Here is an 18,406-nt window from a genome sequence, read left to right on the forward strand (position 1 = left end):
AAAGCTGAAGTTAATCCTCAAACCCTGCAACGTTACTCTTGTCAGAGTTGATATACACCCTCAGGCGTTTGATTCTTTTTTGGTCTACGGCCACCACGGTAAAAACAAAGTGCTCAAATCGGATCTTTTCCCCCGCACTTGGGAGCTTGGTGTTCATTTCCAAAAGCAATCCGCCAAGTGATTCGCTCTCACCCTTTACCGAATCAAAGAGCGAAATATCGGAGTTCGTGATCTTGCAAAAATCATTGAGAGAGGTTTTTCCCTCAAAGATGAAAGTTTGGTTATCCAGTTTGTTGTAGGCAATGTCATCATCATCATCAAACTCATCATTGATCTCTCCGACAATTTCTTCGATGACATCTTCCATTGTGATCAGCCCCGAGGTGCCTCCGTACTCATCAATCACCACTGCGATGTGTACCTGCTTTTCCTGAAAGTCCTTAAAAAGGTCATCGATCTTTTTGCTCTCAGGCACGAAAAAAGCTGGGCGCAAAAGTTCCTGCCAGCGGAAGTCTTCTTCCTTGTCAATGTGCGGAAGCAAATCTTTGATGTAGAGGATTCCATCAATTTTGTCCACAGTTTCCGTAAAAATCGGGATTCGGGAATATCCTGTTTTATTGATCTGATTCATCAGCTCGTGAAAGTCGGTCTCCGTATCGATGGCCGTAATGTCCATTCTGGACTTCATCACCTGCTTTACCGAGAGTGTGCCAAAATTCACAATGCCCTTTAGGATGCCTTTTTCTTCTTCGGAGACTCCTTCCTTTTCTACCGATATTTCCAGCGCCTGATTGATTTCTTCTACCGAGAGGTTGTACCCCTTTTTTGTCATCCTCCGCTCTATCAGTCCGGTCACCGCCATCATAAACCACGAGATGGGTTTGAAAAATTTGTAGGACACCAGCAGCAAACCTGAGGTTAGTTTGGCAAATGCTTTTCCATTGTGATTGGCATAGACTTTTGGGATGATTTCTCCAAAGAAAATTATCAGTACGGTAATGGCCGTTGTTAATATAACGATGGTCAGCCCCTGCTTTCCCTGATCCCCAACAATCTGCCAGGTGGCAAATGTGGAGATCGTGACTATGAAAATATTTACAAGGTTGTTCAGGATAAGGATGGTAGCCAGCAGCCGCTTGGGATGGTGAAGCAACCGGCTTATTCGCTTCTCCTTTACATCAGTAGATACATTGAATTCCTTTATCTGATTGTGGCTAAAGGAAAAGAAAGCAACTTCCGATCCTGACACCAGACCAGACAATGCCAGCAAAACCAAAATGACCAGTCCATGTACCAAAAAGAATGAAACCGGCATGTCTGCCATTATACTAAGTAAAACCGAGGGGAATGGATCGTCCTGTGATGTTTCCAAGAAATGTTAGTTTGGTTAAAATGGGAGGTCGTCAGTTGCGTCGCTTGCAGAATCCTGAGATGGGCTACTGTCATGCATTGGCTCACTTTGTGAATAGTCTCCCTGGGATGATCCCCCTCCACTGCCTCCAAGCATGGTCATGTTATCCCCCACTACTTCTGTCGTATATCGGGTTACTCCATCTTTCTCCCATGATCGGGTGCGAAGCTTTCCTTCCACGTAAATCATATCCCCTTTTTTCACATATTTTTCAGCTACTTCTGCAAGACCCCTCCATAGCACTACGTTGTGCCATTCGGTTTGTTCTCTTTTTTCACCGGTCTGTCGGTCTTTATAAGTTTCAGATGTGGCTATAGAAAAGTTGGCGACCGTTGCACCATTTTCCAGGTGACGAACTTCAGGGTCTTTACCAAGGCGGCCTACAAGGATTACTTTATTTACTCCGGACATATTCTTAATGATTTTAAGTGATACCTATTCGTTGCAGGTAATTTACGATTAGTTTAGGTTTTGGCAAATTTAGCACTTCCTCTATTGAAAACGATCTCAAAGTGCTGTTTTGGATCACCCTTTCAGAGTCATGGGCCTCCATTTTAATTTCATAAAAGCGGGCGTGAATTTTCTGATGACTGAGAATATGGATCATTGGTTCAGTAATTTGCCCAACAGCAAATTTGCCCAACCCAAGCTCACTCTTTAAGCCATTTAATACTGACTCCTCATTCGACTGCTCCTCAATCAGGAAGAAGTCGAACAGACCACTCCAGACATCTTTCTCCGTTCGCTCCTTGAGCAAAAACCTTTCACCAGTTTTAAAAACGATGTAGTTGAAGTGCCGATCTCTTACCCTGGTCTTGCCTGTTTTTACAGGGAGGTTCTTTTGTTCCTTTTTATTGTAGGCATAGCAATCAAGTTGAAACAAGCAGTCATTACAGCTTGGTGATGGACTGCAGACAGTTGCTCCAAACTCCATCATGGCCTGATTAAAAGTACCCGGATGTTTGGAGGAAATCTCATTCTTAAGAATAGACTCAAAGACTTTGCGGGAAGATCCTTTAGAAATATCATCGGTGATTCCAAAATATCTCGAGGCAAACCGGAACACATTGCCATCCACCACAGGCATTGGCTCATCAAAACAGATAGAGGCAATTGCAGCAGCAGTATACGGACCTACGCCTCTTAGCTTTAGTATTTCAGAATAGGTGGGTGGGAATACACCTCCCAAATCATAGACTATATGTTTTCCTGCGGCGTGCAGGTTTCTGGCCCTGGAATAGTAGCCCAGACCCTGCCATAGCCTTAGCACTTTCTCCTCCGGCGCTTCGGCCAAATCCTGAATAGTTGGAAAGGACTCCATGAAACGTTTCCAATAAGGCAACCCTTGATCCACCCGTGTTTGTTGGAGGATGATTTCGGAAAGCCAGACGGGGTACGGGTCTTTCGTTTTTCGCCAGGGAAGATCTCTCTTTCTCTCTGTATACCAATTAATTAGCCTTTTGGAAAATGTTTTCTCTTTGATGACTGAATAATTTAGAAATCCTTTTTTTATGTGAAGGTGCAAATTTAATTTTGGCCACCCAATTTTAATACCCACCTAAAAACCAGACAGTTGTGACAAAAGCCGATGTGATAAACGAAATATCCGATAAGACCGGAATAGACAAAGCAGATGTGCAGGCTTCAGTGGAAGCGTTTTTCTCTGTTGTGAAAAACAACATGGCCAATGGAGAGAATGTATATGTGAGAGGATTTGGAAGTTTTGTGAATAAGAAGCGAGCGAAAAAGATAGCCCGGAATATTTCTAAAAACACCGCGATCGTCATTGATGAGCACTACATTCCGTCATTTAAGCCATCAAAAATATTTGTGGAAAAAATCAAAAAATCTTCCAAAATCAAGTGACCAGATCTCAGCTAATCCTTGTTTTAGCAGCGGTTGCATTGGTGGTGGTCTTGTTCCAGTTGCCACGAAGTGTGGTAGAAAATGAGCAGGTACAGGAAGTAGTGGAGACAGAAAGCCATTCGATGGAGATTCCTCAAGAAGTTGAAAATCAGATCAATGAGTTGAGAAGATTGATTCGGGAGGAAGAAAATATTGATAAAAAGGCTAACTTTGCGCACTCTTTGGCGAGGCACTACCTTGATTATGGGGTGGTGGATAGTGCAGCGAGCTATGCAGAGGCCATGGAGCTTTGGGTTTCGAGCCCCTCCGAATTGGTTGCTGACATTTACTTTACCGCTTTCGAAAGGTCCCCTGGACCAGAGCAAGCAAAGGAATACGCAGCAAAAGCCAGGGAGGTTTTGCAGCAGATGTTGGATAAAGATCCAATCAATTTAGTAGTGAAAAACAGATTGGCCATGACCATGGTCGTTTCAGAAAACCCGATGGCGGGAATCACCCTATTGAGGGAAATTCTGGAAGCAGATGAAACGAACAGACAGGCAATCTTAAACCTTGGACTCCTGGCCATCCAGAGCGGCCAGTTTGAAAGAGCCAAGGAGCGTTTTGAAAATTTGGTATCAATGAATGCAAGCGATCACGAAGCAAAGCTTTACCTCGCTGTTTCATTGATGGAAATAAATCAACAATCGCAGGCACGCCTGCTTTTGGAGGAAATTTTAGCAACTCAGGATTCTATTCCAGCCATCAAAATCATGGCGAATGATTATCTGAGCGGGCTATAAAACATTTTAAAAACTTTTAAAAATTTAGAAATTATGCCTTGCGGTAAAAAAAGAAAGAGACATAAGATCTCTACTCACAAGAGAAAGAAGAGACTTAGAAAAAACAGACACAAGAAGAAGTAATCGGCATCAATAATCAATCGCTATGAGTAATGAACTAATCATTAACTCAACTCGCGAAGGATGTCGTATTGCTTTACTTAAAGACAAAAGGCTGGTAGAATTTCACCAGGACGGAGGAGGAGAAACCTTCAATGTCGGTGATATTTATCTTGGATCGGTAAAGAAAGTAGTTCAGGGATTGAACGCCGCTTTCATTGATCTTGGGTATGAGAAGGATGCCTTTTTGCACTACCTTGATTTGGGCCCACAGGTTCAGTCACTAAATAAGTTTACCAAGCTAACGCTGGCCAAAAAGCTGAATAGCACTAAGCTGGCTGGGTTCAAAACAGAACCAGACATTAATAAGCTTGGAAAAATGAGCCAGGTTCTTACCAAAGGACAGAAGATTCTGGTGCAGGTAGTAAAGGAGCCGATTTCTACAAAAGGCCCACGACTTTCTTGCGAGTTGTCATTGGCAGGTAGATACCTGGTGATGGTGCCGTTTTCTAACACGGTAAACGTATCAAAAAAAATTACAGATGCTAACGAAAGGAAGCGTCTTCAAAGGCTTATAAGCTCCATCAAGCCCGAAGGGTTTGGTGTGATCATCCGTACCGTAGCAACCGGCAAGGATGTAAAAGAGCTTGACACAGACCTTCGAAACCTTGTGGATCGCTGGGATAAGGGCATGAAGGCCTTACGAGCAGCGAAACCAAAAGACAAAATAATTGGTGAAATGAATCGCGCCAATTCTATCCTGCGCGATGTGCTAAATGAAAGCTTTGACAGCATCCAGGTAGATGACAAGGACCTTTATCAGGAGATCAAAACCTTTGTGAAGGGAATTGCGCCAGATAAGGAAAAAATCCTAAAACAATATACCGGGAAGGCCAAAATCTTTGAAGCAACGGGTGTGGAGAAGCAGATGAAGATGTCATTTGGTCAGTCCGTGAGCATGCTTAACGGAGGCTATCTGATCATCGATCATACGGAGGCACTTCATGTCATCGATGTGAATAGCGGCAATAAATCCAACAAAGAGGATAATCAGGAAGACACTGCCCTGAAAGTAAACCTGGATGCTGCTGATGAAATAGCCAGACAGCTACGTCTAAGGGATATGGGGGGAATCATCGTGGTAGACTTCATCGATATGCGAAAAATAGAGAACAAGAAAAAAATCTATGCTCGCATGAAGGATGCTATGAAAGATGATCGCTCCAAGCACACGATCCTCCCTCTTTCCAAGTTTGGTTTGATGGAGATTACTCGTCAGCGAGTGCGACCAGAGCTAGCAATTGCAACCAAGGAAGTGTGCCCGACGTGTAGTGGTACCGGCAAAATCTCCGCATCGATTCAGGTGGCAGATCAGGTAGAAAACACCATTAAGTATTTCTTTGAGTCTCAGAATGAGAAGAAGATCACGGTGGCATTGCATCCTTATTTGTATACCTACTTCACTGCTGGGCTTTTTTCCAGAAGGGTCAAATGGTTTTTCAAATATTTTCGTTGGGTCAATATGGTGGAGGATAGCTCAAAGGCCCTTACTGAATTTGAAGTACTCAACGCACAGGGAGAGCCTATTCAGATTTAGCCCAATTCGGTTGAATACGAATCGAATCAGTAGAATCGTTGAGATTATCACCTAAATTGGCAACCTTTGGGTGATAAGCACTGGATGAAACGCTTTCTGATCATAGCATTTATAATTGGCTCGGCAGTTTATACTGCCGATGCTCAATTGCTTGAAGACACTGATCGGAGGCTGAAAACAAAAAAAGTAGAGCGGAAGGGCTTTCTTTTTTTCAGGAGTAAGAGCCAGGCCAAAAATAGTGACGGGATTCCAAGCTCGGATTCCCGAACCTCACCCCGGTACTCCAGTGCATCTTCTCCTTTCAAACTTTCCGGATCCACTTCCCCGCGCTATTCTTCCTCCAGGGATCGGCAGAAATCCTACCGGACCTCTCCCCGCTATTCTTCCGGCTCGCCATTTCGAGGCAGGGATTATAAAGTGACTCCCAGATATTCTTTTGGTAATCCATTCAGGGGGAGTAAGTTCAAATCATCGCCAAGGTATTCCGGGGGCAATCCGTTCAGAGGAAGTGATTACAAAACGAACATTAGGTACTCCTCCGGCTCACCATTCCGTGGCAGAGACTACAAAGTGACCCCAAGGTATTCGGCGGGCTCTCCGTTTAGAGGCAGGGATTATAAAGTGACTCCAAGGTATTCCAGGGGCAATCCATTCCGGGGGCAGGATTATAAGGTAAACGTCAGATATTCTTCAGGCTCACCATTCCGTGGCAGGGACTATAAGGTGAGTCCAAGGTACTCTGCGCCCAACCCCTTCAGGGGCAGGGATTTCAAAATCAATGTTCGCTATTCTCAGGGCATGCCTTTCAGGGGTAAGGATTATAAGATTACTCCCCGCTACTCCCAAGGCATGCCATTCAGAGGTAAGGATTACAACATAAAGCCAAGGTATTCGTCCGGCTCTCCTTTCAGAGGAGTTGATTTTAAAATAAGTCCTCGCTATTCAGGGACTAAGATTGGGTTTTTCGGGAATGGCAAAGAATGGAGTGATGCTAAATACTATCAGGAGTCCTCCATGTGGGAAGGGGATATGAACGTGCAGCACAGAAAAATCGGTGACCAGCACCCAAGCAGCAACTATCACATGGCGATGAAGTTTAGCAATCCGAAGATCCGGAAGATGTTTAGAAAATGGAATATTTTCTGGACACGGTTAAACGGGAACAGTCAGAACTCAAAAGGTGTTAATGAGCCAGTAAAGGAGCCCAAGTTCGACAAGAAAGAACGGGTGATCTGGAATAATTAATTGAACCACATGTTATCAAACTTATTTTCAAAGAAGGACGCCATCTCCTTTCCCTGGAAGGAACTCATTTCCGCCGAGCAGCTAAACGAATTGGATTCAGCGTCCAAGGAAAAACCGGTTGTCATATTTAAGCACAGTACTCGATGCTCCATCAGTGCCATGACACTGAATCGGTTTGAGCGTTCGGACATAGGTGACCTGGCCTTTGAGCCATACTTTCTTGATTTGATTGCCCATAGAGATGTCTCTAACTTGGTAGCAGAGCGATACGGGGTGAAGCATGAATCCCCGCAAGCTATTCTCATAAGGGGTGGCAAGGCAAAGTATGATGCCTCGCACATGGGCATCAGCTATGATGAACTTAATTCTGAAGCTGAAAAATTTAGGGAATAGCGCACTATTTTTGTTATAGACAAGTGTCCATGAAAAAGCTCAGTATACTCTTATTATTCGTCTTTCCTTTGATTGGTAGTGCGCAGCTATTTGAGGGAGAGGAGTTTGAGTACACCTCCGAGTGGATATGGGGGATCAATAAAAACACCAACGGTGGTTTGATCGGTGGTTTGATGGTTCGCCATAGCCGAAAAAAATCCGATCAGGTTTATCACACTTTCGGTCTGGAGCTTTCCAATGTGAAGCATCCCAGCGAGGCAAGATACTTTGGTATTCAGGGGGCAGGCTTCATTTATGGCAAGTCCAATTATCTATATGCTATCCGAACCAATTATGGATTGGAGCGACTGATGTTTAAAAAGGCCAATCAGCAGGGTGTACAGATAAGCGTAGCTGCTGCGGGGGGGCCTACTTTTGGGTTGGTCACGCCCTATTATGTTTTGGGCACAGACCAACAATATGCGCCCTTTACATTCGGTCGGTTTGGATCTCCACAGTCTATTGCCGGGCCGGGAAAATTATTTCAGGGCCTGGGAGATTCGGATCTGGCGATGGGATTTCATACCAAAGGATCAATATTTTTTGAATTTGGAACCTACAGAAGCAATGTAGCTGGTATAGAAGTGGGAGTGATGGCAGAGGCATTTAGCAAGGAAATAGAGCTAGTCCCCACACAGCCGAACAAATCCGTCTTTACTTCTGTTTTCTTCACACTATTTTGGGGCACTCGCAAGTAAGGGTAATCTATCCGTCCTGATTAGATTTGCATTTTACATCTGAACTGTAGCGTATGATTGATTTACCAGTAGTCGAAAATCCGGAGAGAAAAAAGAAACCAAATTGGCTGAGAGTGAAACTTCCTGTGGGTGAAAACTATGCCAAGGTAAGAAGACTGGTAGATCAGCATAAACTTCACACCATTTGTGAAAGTGGAAACTGCCCAAATATGGGTGAGTGCTGGGGGGAAGGTACCGCTACGTTTATGATCCTGGGTAATGTATGCACGAGAAGCTGCACCTTTTGCGCGGTGGCTACTGGTCGCCCGCCTGAGTATGACGAGGAAGAACCAAAGCGAGTGGCAGAGGCAATCAAACTAATGGGCGTGAAGCACGCAGTTCTGACTTCTGTAAACAGGGATGAGCTGAAAGACAGGGGTGCAGAGATCTGGTACCAGACGGTGGTGGAAACGAAAAAATTATCACCGGACACAACCATAGAAACGCTGATACCGGATGTGAAGGGAAACTGGGACGCTTTGTATCGAATGATTGAAGCAGGCCAGGAAGTGGTCTCCCACAACATGGAAACAGTAGAAGGCCTGTACCGACGAGTGCGGCCTCAGGCTAAATATCATAGAAGCCTTGAGCAAATCAAGCTTACCAAAGAAGCCGGCAAAAGAACCAAATCGGGGATCATGCTGGGGCTTGGTGAAACCGATGAGGAGGTTTACAAAGCTATGGATGACCTGGTGGAGCATGGCCTTCATATTCTTACCTTGGGGCAATACCTTCAGCCTACTAAAAGGCACATCGAAGTTGCAGAGTTTATACACCCTGATAAGTTTGACCACTTCCGTGAAGAAGGATTGAAACGAGGACTCAAATATGTGGAGTCAGGGCCCTTGGTTCGATCTTCTTATCATGCGGAAAGACATGTGAATGTGTCTATTTAAAACCTCCCGCTTCTAATAATCTTTCTAAGCCAGTCAAAGTAGACGGCCACAAAAAGCACCACGGTCATCAGCCAGATGATGATTAGGTTGAAAATCTTCGTGTCCAGGTAGATTCCAAAAATGTACTTTTCAGGATAATAGAAATTGGTTCGGAAATCAAGTGCATGCTGGGGAAATTCATTCCTCGCATAGATCGGATAGATTTTCTGCACCAGCTCATTTCCTGAAGTCACGATTCTTCTCTTCGTTTGAATGTTCTTCAGCATCGCATCGACACGTTCATTCTCATACCGCTCTTTGGTGGCCATGTATTTAGCTTCAGCCTCTTCAGTAGCAGTCTTCTTTTCAATGATCGCATCAAGCTCGTCTTTGGCTTTTTTCCTGCGGGAATTGTAAACCGATCTTATGGCAGCCAAAAACTCATCCGTTTGCTTATAAACCTCCTTGGTCAAGCCTTCTTCTGTGATTTGATCCACGACTGGCAGCTTATCCTCACCAAAGATGGTCAGCTGCTTTTCGATCTCTATGCGGATGAGATCCAGGCTTTCTTTTCGTCCGTTGAAGTCTTTGTTTTGAAAGCAATAATCCAAATGCTCCTGGAGATACTTTGTGTAATAGACAGACTTGTACGTGTTTATAGCTACCTCTTTCTCCAGAGGATAAATCTCCCTGTTTGAAGGGTTGTCTCGAAACTGAGTAACGGCCAATGCTTCGTATGCCCACCTTGAAGCCATGACCTCACCGATCAGAGGTACTTTTTTCTGATTTGCAAAAGAAGTATTTAGCTTATCAAAATCTACGACAACCCCGCTCAGGATCAATTGTGGAATAATCAATAGTGGAATCAGAATATAGACAGTAATCACCGAGTTGAACCCTGCGGAAATATTCAAGCCGAGCATGTTGGCAAAGCAGGAAACGGAAAACAGGATAATCCAGTACCACAACGTCATCCCGTGAATCTCCAGAATCCATGAGCCAACTAAAACGAAAAGCAATGTCTGAACGGCTGACAGACAGAATAATATTAGTGTTTTTGAAGAGAGATAGCTGAATTTACTCAGGTGAAGAAATGCTTCCCGTTTCAGGATTTTTCGATCCTTGATAATCTCCTCTGCACTTACGGTCAGTCCCATAAATAGCGCCACGATGATACTCATGAAAAAGAAGACCGGGATATTCTCATTCTTGTAAAATGTGTATGCAGATCCTGCCGGAGCATATTTAGTGATGATGGCGAGCAGCAAAGCAAGGGCGGGAGCCTCCAGCAAGTTGATCAATACGTATTGTTTGTTGCTGATTTTGGCAAGCACATCCCTTTGCAAGAAAATTTTTATCTGCTTCAGCTTATTCGGTATGTCGAGCGATTTTTCCGGTTTGGTTTCTACTTCCTCTACCTCCTCCACTTCAATGTTGCTTTGGAATTGCTCGTACCACTGCAGCGGGGAGTATTTTCTTTTGTTGGTGAACCGTCCGTATTCATCCACCACTTTCATCTCAATGATGTTGAAGATTTGCTCCGGGTTCACATTGCCACATTCAATACATGCACTGTGATCCTTGTCGATCATCTCCACGATATTCTTGAAGTAGGTCACCGCTTTGACCGGGTTGCCATAGTAAATCTGATGACCGCCAGTGTCGAGGATCAGCAGCTTATCAAACATCTTGAATATCTCAGAGGAAGGCTGGTGAATGACAACAAACACCATTTTTCCCCTAAGGGAAAGCTCTTTCAGCAGGTCCATGATATTTTCTGAATCCCTGGATGAAAGACCACTTGTAGGCTCATCCACGAAAAGCACCGATGGCTCCCGTAATAACTCCAGCCCGATGTTTAGTCGCTTCCGCTGACCACCGCTAATGGTTTTATGTAGTGGACTTCCCACCTTCAGGTCTTTGGCTTCTGTCAAGCCAAGAGAGTCGAGTGTCTTGGTGACGAGCTTATGAATGACGTCTTTTTCTGTATGAGCAAAGCACAACTTTGCGGCATAGTAAAGGTTTTGATAAACCGTCAAGTCCTCAATCAGCAAGTCGTCCTGTGGGACATTGCCGATGATCCCTTCCACTTCTTTTGGGTTCTGGTAAATGTCTATGCTATTGATTCGGACGGAACCCTCATTGGGTCTGGCTGTGCCATTTAGCACGTTGAATAGGGTGGACTTTCCAGCGCCACTTCCGCCCATGATGGCAACCAACTTGCCTTGAGGCTCGGAGATGTTAATATTTACCAGGCCGGTGTTTCCATTTGCAAATTTGTAGTTGATATTTTCTGCCACGAAGGACACACTAGACTCGGAAATGTCATCCCGGAAAATGCCAATTATATCACTATAGTACAGACGCTCTGTACGTTTTCCCTTGATGGAGCTGCCATTGGAAAAGATCTTGATCTTATTGGGCGAAACCATTAGCCCATTCAAGCTGACAATGTCCCCCCCGTAATATTTGAAGAAGCAGGTCTCGATTTTGGGAAGCTTGAAAAAGGCAAGGTGGCCTCTAAGTTCCTGAAGGTAAATCTGTCTGGGCCTGTCAGCCTCCTCCACACCAGAAACCACCACCGAGTACAAATCAGAGTATTCATATGGATCTTTATTGACAACAAAGTGCTTGATTGCGTCCACTACCTCATCGTCAAATTTGAAGTGCTTGCCAATCAGTGTCAGGAGCTCGGCTTCCCGTTCCGTGATTTTTTCGTCGGCAATGATGAGCTCCATCAATCGGACCATCACCACCAACTTTTGCTGTTGGGTCAACTCATTGTTGATGTTTGTGGTGATCTCCTCTATCTGCTTGAAGTCATCCTTCCCGGTATCTATTTCCCGTAGATACTCTTCCAGGATTTTCAGGTAGTGTTTGGTGTCGTCTCTGCTCACATTTTCATACAGAAACTCACGCACGCTTTCCTTTTCACTTTCGTCCACTACACCTTCTTCTTTGGCTACAATGACCAATAGGCGGATGATGGCTTTCAGCAATTCTTCACTCATGTGATGTGTGTTAGGTTAGTTTTAGGCTAGGGCTAAAGTTAGAACATTCGTGGTACTCAGATAAAATAAAAAAGCCGCCAAAGCAATGCAATGACGGCTATTTCATCTTTTTTAATAAATCTTTATTCGATAATTGAGTTTCGGATTCTGCCCACTTCTGCAGCAAGATTATCCAGCGTACTTGGCTTCAAAACGAATCCTCCGGTGTTTTCTGCAATTTGTTTTTCAACCTCCGCAAGCTCTCCATCATAGATTGCTTTCACTTTCCCTAGTTCGGCAATCATATTATTCACATCAGCAGACTCTGGCACATCATTCATTACCTGAAGCAGGTCATTGAGAGAGGTCTTCTGATCCATCACAATTTTTACCAAGGGCTCCAAAATCAGTGTTCGGGATTCTTCCGGCAGATCATCCGGGTAGGTATTTACGATTGTTGTAGAAATGTAAACACCCTCAATCCAGCTACCGGCAAGAAGCAATGCGGCACTGTTGAGTTCTTCAAGCTCGCTCAAACGTTCCCCTGATTTTTGCATTACCTCGTTGATGATAGATGCCAGTGAATCTTTGTTCTCCATGTTTGCTTCGAACCGGGAAATCATTCCATAATCAATGGCACTGGAAACCCCCACCGGGGCAGCAAGTTTTTGGCATTCGCCCATGTAGTCAAGTGCCTTTTCTGATTTTTCATAAGAAGCCAGATAGCCAATATCGGTAGCGTATACGCCAAGGTTTAGTGCAGCTTTGGTTTCATTGTTTTGGTATGACTCCATCTTGTCCATAGAGTTGATGATGCTTTCATCAAACTCCGCTCCTGCATTCATGAGAAGATAAGGCACCTCAGATGGAGGAGGAAGGTCTTTTAGAACTTTTGAAACGTCAGCAGCAACTTGCTCTTTAGCAGCATCAAACTCTGACCCTGCGTCAGAGGATTGTTCTTTATTACTGCCGCCACCGCAAGATGAAATAAGCACTGCTGCAGATAGTGCAAAAGAGGCTAGTTTGAGTTGATTGAATTTCATAATTAGAAGTTTTTAGCTTGCCAAGTTAGTTATTGTTGAAAATTTCGATAATGTTCTTTTTGATCTTCACACAAAGTTCATCCAAAGGAAGGTCATTGATGTCTCTGCCGAATGGGTCTTCAATTTCTTCCGAAATAAGCTCTACACTCATCAAAAAATAGAAGGCGATGGCTACCAATAAAATGGACCAATATCCAAACTCACCAATGAAGGTCATTGGAAGTGTGATACAGTAGATAAAAAGGAATTTCTTGATGAACATACTGTATGAGTATGGAATCGGGGTGGTTTTGATCCGCTCGCAGGCTCCTATGATGTCTGTAAACCCTTTAATTTCTTTATCAAGAATGAACAGCTTGTCTGCTGTGATTAAGCCCCGCTTGTTCATGTCCATCACCCGCTCCATCATTATTTTATTGATGATGTTAGGTCGGTGCGCGCTGTTGATAATTCGTCTTTTGTGGTTTTCATCGTGAAAATCCATTTCACCCACAAGGATGCTATTCCTAAGGTGATGCTTCATTGCGAATGTCACATTTGGAATCATCTTCTTAAAAAAGAGGCGATCTTCTGTGGCTTCTTCAGGGATAAAAGTCGAGATTTTAATTGCCAACTGACGGGTATCATTTACCAACTGACCCCAAAGCTTTCTTCCTTCCCACCATCGATCATAAGCAGTATTTGTCCTGAGCACCAGGAATAGACCCAGGATCACCCCGAGAATAGAGTGGAATGCTTTGGTATCCTCAATGGTGATATGAAGTACATCAATGAAAAGAAAGCAAAGCACAGCAGTGAGTACTCCTGCAAACAGAATCAGTGGAAAAAGGGCTCTGATGACGTATCTACTATAGACGTCAAAGATTAGTGAGAACCACGATTTGGGATTGTATTGGATCATGGATTGGTGAAGATAGTAAAATCAGGCTTTTATTTTATAGCTAGTTGTAAGCACGCAATTTATTTTTAAGGGACCGAAAGTAATTCTCATCGCACAATCCAGTTTCAGCCTTCAGTTTCATGATTCGGTTATAAGATTGATAAATGCGCTCGCGAGTGACAATGCCTTCAAACAGCAGGTCTTTAATGATGCCGTGAACAGCGCTGGCAGTGATGCGATTGTAGTCCTGCACATTGTTGGCAAACATGAGCATATCCACTCCGGCATCAATCGACATTCTTATAGCTTCTCTCAGCCCATATTCATTGTTGATGGCTCCCATCTGCATGTCATCAGAGATGATCACGCCGTTAAATCCGAGGAAGTCTCTAAGCATACCGGTGACCACTCTTTTGGATAAGGTGGCGGGATTCTTGGTTGCATCCAAAGACTGGTTAACAATATGTGCGGTCATCACGGCTTTTACCACACCGCTATCGATGAGCGCAGAGTACGGATACATCTCCTCGATTTGCCAGGTTTCAGTCACATCTGTCAGGCCAAGGTGAGTATCGCTTCTACTACTGCCGTGACCGGGAAAGTGCTTTAATACCGGAACAACGCCATGTTTGTTGTGTTGATCAATTACTTCGAAAGCCTGACGAATCACTTCATTATAATCTTCAGAGTAGCTTCGTTTGATCCGGCCAATGACAGGGTTTCTTGGGTTCAGGTTTAAGTCAACTACCGGCGCATAGTTCATGTTGATGCCAAAGCTATTGAGCAAAGAAGCCGTCTGGCCTGCATAAAATCGAGTTGAGTCCAGGTTGTTCATATCGCCCAGATATTGTGCGGAGACGTTTTTGGGGAAGCCATAGCGGGTCTTCATCCGGGAGACAAGACCTCCCTCTTCATCTATGCTAATAAAAAGTGGTATGGATGCATTTTTTTGAAGGGTCTCCACCAGTAAAGCAAGCTCTGGCTTGGGGCTCTCAAAGAGGATATTTTTTTCATACAACACCACACCCCCAACTTTCCCGGACTTCACCTCATCAAAAATTGGCTCATCCCCATCCACCAGGTTGAAATCCCCGATTCCGATCATGATCATCTGTCCGATCATCACGTCTATGGTGTCTTTGGTTGGGTCGTTATTTTTGGAAAAACCAGAGAGGGCGAGTAAAGTAAAAAGCAGCGAAAGTGTTTTTTGCATGTTTAATTCTTCGTCATCTTTTCAATTCTCTCACCGGAGGTGGAGAGGTAGTGTCTCTGCAAATCAGCAGTAAGGCACGAATGTACAGGAATAACACCAATCACATCACCAACTTTTACATGAGCGAGCTCGCCTTCATTGAGCTTAATGATGCCGTGCTCTTGGGAAATCCGACTTACATTTCCAATGACTTTTGTACTCCAGCCGATTTTCTCCAGCTTCACCGCTTTCCCAAAACTCTTGGTCTTCAATTCTCCTAGTGAATCTTTGGAAAGATGAACGGCTCCTCCGTAAATAACAATTTCGTTTCGCGAAGGGTGGATAGCCACCACAGGACAGGCCAAACAAACAGCGATCTCTTCAATGGAACAAGAACCAATCTCATGTTGCATCCAATCATAAAAAATGAAATTTCCAGGACGAAGCTCGTCACAAAACGAAAGGTCATCCATGAGGCTACAAGAGGGGGTGTCTCCATAGGAAATGATACCCCCAAACTTATTTTTTAGATCGGTGAGTACTTTAGTAGCTCCATCAAAGATCCATTTCACACTATCAAAATCTTTGCAACCGTAGGTGTGTCCGGCATGAGCAAGGAGCCCTTTGTATTGAAGCTTGTCTGTAGATTGGTTAAGAAGGGATTTGATTAGGGATTTATTCCGTGGGTCAATTCCGGTTCGGTTGCTGCCCACATCGATTTTAACGAAATAGCCAACCGTGTTTTTCAGGTGCTGTTTTGCATGAGCGAGACTCTCCTCGGACTCAATTAGAATATTCAGCTTAACCCTACCTGCCAATGACGAGATATCGCCAACCTCAAGTGGATTGTAGGGAAAGGCAATGGTGATATCAATCCAGCCATGCCCGGCAAAATAATTAGCCATGGATACCGAACTTACTGTGCATGCTTCAACACCCACATCTTTATAGAGCTGTCCTATTTGAGCAGAAAAATGCGTTTTAAAATGAGGTCTTAGCTGAGCAGACGATTGCTGTGCCTTTTTTAGCGCGGTATCGATGTTGCCTCGGCATTTTTCCAGGTCTATAAGGAGGGTGGGAGTCTTTATGTCCATTTAGCTGAATAATGTTGATACAGTAAAATACTAATGAATTTGTTGTCAACAAAAACTAAAACACGTACGTTTACATGTACAAAATATTATTATGTTATCTACAACAATTTCGGATTTCAGAAAGAATATTAAATCCTATTTGGATAATGTTTCTGAAAACTTTGAAACACTGATTTTGAATAGAGGGGAAGGGAGCGGGGTTGTCATCATGTCCTTGGAAGAGTACAATTCGCTAAACGCCACTAGCCACGAACTGTCTTCAAAAACAAACGAGCAAAGACTGGACTCAGCCATAGAGAAATTAAAATCAGGCAAGGGGGAGGAAAAAAAGCTGATTGAAGAATGAAGCTTGTTTTTGTCGACGAGTCTTGGGAAGATTATTTGTATTGGCAGAAAACGGATAAAAAGAGACTAAAGAGAATTAATGATCTCATTAAGGATATTTCAAGGAACCCCTTCGATGGAATAGGAAAACCCGAACCTTTAAAACATAGATATCAGGGATTTTGGTCTCGGAGAATAGATCAGGAACATCGGCTGATTTATCAGGTAAAAGATGACAGTATCCTGATAGCCAAATGCAGGTTTCACTATGATAAATAGTACTTACTTTTTAAGTAAGTACATTCTGTATTCAAACGCATCAAAAGTGGTAAGGAGCTTCTGTATAAACTGCGGATCCTGAAGGTAGAAATTCAGAAAGTTGTCCCTTCGCTCTTGCAGGCTGCCACCAGGGAAGAGCGTTTCCTTCACTGCTTCTATTTGCCTCCGTCGATCTTCATGCTTTCGCTTTTCGGCTCGTTTGAGTTTCTTTTCAGCCTTCTCAATTCGCTTGGAGAAGGAAGCATGCAAAGCGTCCAGATGTTGTACCAATGTGGGGTCTACTTCTGCCGCTTTCTCCTTTAGCTCAGTTTCAATCGTATGGATTTTTTGCAACTCTTCCTGATACGTGAGGGCGTTTATGGTGTTGGCTTCTACCCATTTGGTAAATGCCTTATCAGTATTTAAAAACAGGTCCGCATGAGATAGTCCTGTTTTTTCCCATTTTTTGGAAACCTCATCAGGGATGATCAGCGCAAAATTTCGTGGCATCAATAAAGGAAATGAGGTTTCGAAGTGATCGAAAACAGCCTTGAGTTGCAACCAATATATGGCTTCCGATGGACCGCCCACATAGGCCAGATTGGGGAGGATGGTTTCCTGATATAGCGGACGGAGGACCACATTCGGACTGAATCGCTCCGGATTGCTCTCGATCAGTGATTTCATTTGATCATCACTAAACTGAAGATCAGTATTCAAAACGGTAAATCCGTCTTTGGTTTTTTCTATTCGTTCTCTAATGCCTTTACCGAGATAGAAAAGATTGATCTGACGGGCATAGACCTGAGTTTTGTATCCTAGCGACTCTAACGAATCAGATGTCTTCGCCACCAGATTCTCGGCAGAGTGAATGAATAAATCATCTTCAATCACTTTGGCAAAAAGGCCTTTCAATTTGGGATGATCAGCATCAACAACCACCAATCCTTCATTGCCGAATATATGATTGACGTAAGATCGAACCGCACCTGCTAATGTTTCTCTTGAATAGGCTTCTTTAAAAAACTCTGCTCCCTTCGGGAGCTTGTCTGCCATCTCTGTTAATCCTGAAGGATCGAAATGCCCAACTGCTCCTGTTTGATCCGTTTTCCATTCATACTTCTTTCCTTCGAAAAAGAAGTGGTTGATTTCTGCAAAATCGTGATCCTCACTGGCCATCCAGTAGACCGGCACGAAGTGGTAATCCGGGTAGGCCTGCTTCAGTGTTTTGCAAGCATTGACCACTGTCACAATTTTGTAAATGAAGTAGAGCGGGCCTGTAAAAATATTAAGCTGATGACCCGTAGTGATCGTGAAAGTTTTGTCGTCACCTAAAGACTGTATGTTTTGACTTACTGCGGAATTGATTGTCAGGTCGTTGTATTGCTCATGCACCGCGTCTACCAGCACTTTCCTGTTTGACGCAGGAAAACGCCTTTTTTCAATGGCGGATTTGAAATTCTTAACCGATGGAAAATCCGAGTAAAAAGGCTTTAGCGTTTCTTTTTCATTGATGTAGTCAATAAAAAAAGATGAAAAACAGTCGGTTTCGTCTAAAGGGATGGTCTCTGTGTGCACAAT

18 protein-coding genes are annotated in these 18,406 nt (G+C 43.8%); 9 read left to right on the top strand and 9 right to left on the bottom strand.

All coding sequences use genetic code 11. The annotated features are described in order from the left end of the window. Nucleotides 1-10 precede the first annotated feature (10 nt). The 3 genes from gldE to mutY form a co-directional block, all read right to left on the bottom strand. The gene (gldE, locus tag RLN88_RS05835) at nucleotides 11-1,324 is read right to left on the bottom strand and encodes a gliding motility-associated protein GldE (RefSeq protein ID WP_350220525.1); all 1,314 of its coding nucleotides are present in this window, start codon (nucleotides 1,322-1,324) and stop codon (nucleotides 11-13) included. Nucleotides 1,325-1,387: 63 nt separating this feature from the next. Then, entirely contained in the window at nucleotides 1,388-1,822 is a 435-nt protein-coding gene (locus RLN88_RS05840; protein WP_350220440.1) for a single-stranded DNA-binding protein, read from the bottom strand. 13 nt (nucleotides 1,823-1,835) lie between these two features. Further along, nucleotides 1,836-2,936: an A/G-specific adenine glycosylase gene (gene mutY / locus RLN88_RS05845; protein ID WP_350220441.1), complete on the bottom strand. Its 1,101-nt coding sequence runs from the start codon at nucleotides 2,934-2,936 to the stop codon at nucleotides 1,836-1,838. Nucleotides 2,937-2,986: 50 nt separating this feature from the next. On the opposite strand from mutY, the gene RLN88_RS05850 reads away from it, so the two are divergent. The 7 genes from RLN88_RS05850 to lipA all read left to right on the top strand — a co-directional run bounded on the left by RLN88_RS05850 (nucleotide 2,987) and on the right by lipA (nucleotide 9,065). Continuing rightward, nucleotides 2,987-3,277: an HU family DNA-binding protein gene (locus RLN88_RS05850; RefSeq protein WP_350220442.1), complete on the top strand. Its 291-nt coding sequence runs from the start codon at nucleotides 2,987-2,989 to the stop codon at nucleotides 3,275-3,277. Continuing rightward, nucleotides 3,274-4,059, top strand: coding sequence for a tetratricopeptide repeat protein (locus tag RLN88_RS05855; RefSeq protein WP_350220443.1), 786 nt, complete (start codon nucleotides 3,274-3,276; stop codon nucleotides 4,057-4,059). Before RLN88_RS05850 ends, RLN88_RS05855 begins: the two co-directional genes overlap by 4 nt. Before the next feature lie 145 nt (nucleotides 4,060-4,204). Continuing rightward, nucleotides 4,205-5,755 (top strand): Rne/Rng family ribonuclease, encoded by a 1,551-nt coding sequence (locus RLN88_RS05860; protein ID WP_350220444.1) that lies wholly within the window; start codon nucleotides 4,205-4,207, stop codon nucleotides 5,753-5,755. Nucleotides 5,756-5,821: 66 nt separating this feature from the next. Continuing rightward, nucleotides 5,822-7,000: a hypothetical protein gene (locus RLN88_RS05865; RefSeq protein WP_350220445.1), complete on the top strand. Its 1,179-nt coding sequence runs from the start codon at nucleotides 5,822-5,824 to the stop codon at nucleotides 6,998-7,000. 9 nt (nucleotides 7,001-7,009) lie between these two features. Next, nucleotides 7,010-7,393, top strand: coding sequence for a bacillithiol system redox-active protein YtxJ (gene ytxJ, locus RLN88_RS05870; protein ID WP_350220446.1), 384 nt, complete (start codon nucleotides 7,010-7,012; stop codon nucleotides 7,391-7,393). 29 nt (nucleotides 7,394-7,422) lie between these two features. Further along, on the top strand, nucleotides 7,423-8,130 hold the full coding sequence (locus RLN88_RS05875; RefSeq protein WP_350220447.1) for a hypothetical protein: 708 nt from the start codon (nucleotides 7,423-7,425) through the stop codon (nucleotides 8,128-8,130). A gap of 53 nt (nucleotides 8,131-8,183) precedes the next feature. Beyond that, complete coding sequence (lipA, locus tag RLN88_RS05880; protein ID WP_350220448.1) at nucleotides 8,184-9,065, top strand: lipoyl synthase; 882 nt, start codon at nucleotides 8,184-8,186, stop codon at nucleotides 9,063-9,065. On the opposite strand, the gene RLN88_RS05885 is transcribed toward lipA, so the two are convergent. The 5 genes from RLN88_RS05885 to RLN88_RS05905 all read right to left on the bottom strand — a co-directional run bounded on the left by RLN88_RS05885 (nucleotide 9,062) and on the right by RLN88_RS05905 (nucleotide 16,243). After that, on the bottom strand, nucleotides 9,062-12,055 hold the full coding sequence (locus RLN88_RS05885) for an ATP-binding cassette domain-containing protein (protein ID WP_350220449.1): 2,994 nt from the start codon (nucleotides 12,053-12,055) through the stop codon (nucleotides 9,062-9,064). The two genes, lipA and RLN88_RS05885, sit on opposite strands and share 4 nt — an antisense overlap. A gap of 122 nt (nucleotides 12,056-12,177) precedes the next feature. After that, a complete protein-coding gene (locus tag RLN88_RS05890; protein WP_350220450.1) occupies nucleotides 12,178-13,077 on the bottom strand; it encodes a hypothetical protein in 900 nt (299 codons plus the stop codon). A gap of 25 nt (nucleotides 13,078-13,102) precedes the next feature. Continuing rightward, a complete protein-coding gene (locus tag RLN88_RS05895; protein ID WP_350220451.1) occupies nucleotides 13,103-13,978 on the bottom strand; it encodes a bestrophin family protein in 876 nt (291 codons plus the stop codon). 40 nt (nucleotides 13,979-14,018) lie between these two features. After that, a complete protein-coding gene (locus tag RLN88_RS05900) occupies nucleotides 14,019-15,170 on the bottom strand; it encodes a glycoside hydrolase family 3 protein (protein WP_350220452.1) in 1,152 nt (383 codons plus the stop codon). 2 nt (nucleotides 15,171-15,172) lie between these two features. Then, entirely contained in the window at nucleotides 15,173-16,243 is a 1,071-nt protein-coding gene (locus RLN88_RS05905; RefSeq protein ID WP_350220453.1) for an alanine racemase, read from the bottom strand. A gap of 91 nt (nucleotides 16,244-16,334) precedes the next feature. On the opposite strand from RLN88_RS05905, the gene RLN88_RS05910 reads away from it, so the two are divergent. Continuing rightward, a complete protein-coding gene (locus RLN88_RS05910) occupies nucleotides 16,335-16,589 on the top strand; it encodes a type II toxin-antitoxin system Phd/YefM family antitoxin (protein ID WP_350220454.1) in 255 nt (84 codons plus the stop codon). Further along, nucleotides 16,586-16,846 (top strand): Txe/YoeB family addiction module toxin, encoded by a 261-nt coding sequence (locus tag RLN88_RS05915; RefSeq protein ID WP_350220455.1) that lies wholly within the window; start codon nucleotides 16,586-16,588, stop codon nucleotides 16,844-16,846. The genes RLN88_RS05910 and RLN88_RS05915 overlap by 4 nt, the downstream gene beginning before the upstream one ends. Nucleotides 16,847-16,849: 3 nt before the next feature. Here RLN88_RS05915 and bshC read toward each other — a convergent pair whose 3' ends face one another. Then, the gene (bshC, locus tag RLN88_RS05920; protein ID WP_350220456.1) at nucleotides 16,850-18,403 is read right to left on the bottom strand and encodes a bacillithiol biosynthesis cysteine-adding enzyme BshC; all 1,554 of its coding nucleotides are present in this window, start codon (nucleotides 18,401-18,403) and stop codon (nucleotides 16,850-16,852) included. Between the last annotated feature and the right edge of the window lie 3 nt (nucleotides 18,404-18,406).

Origin of the sequence: Ekhidna sp. (assembly GCF_040223195.1) — a bacterium.
Classification (GTDB): Bacteria; Bacteroidota; Bacteroidia; order Cytophagales; family Cyclobacteriaceae; genus Ekhidna.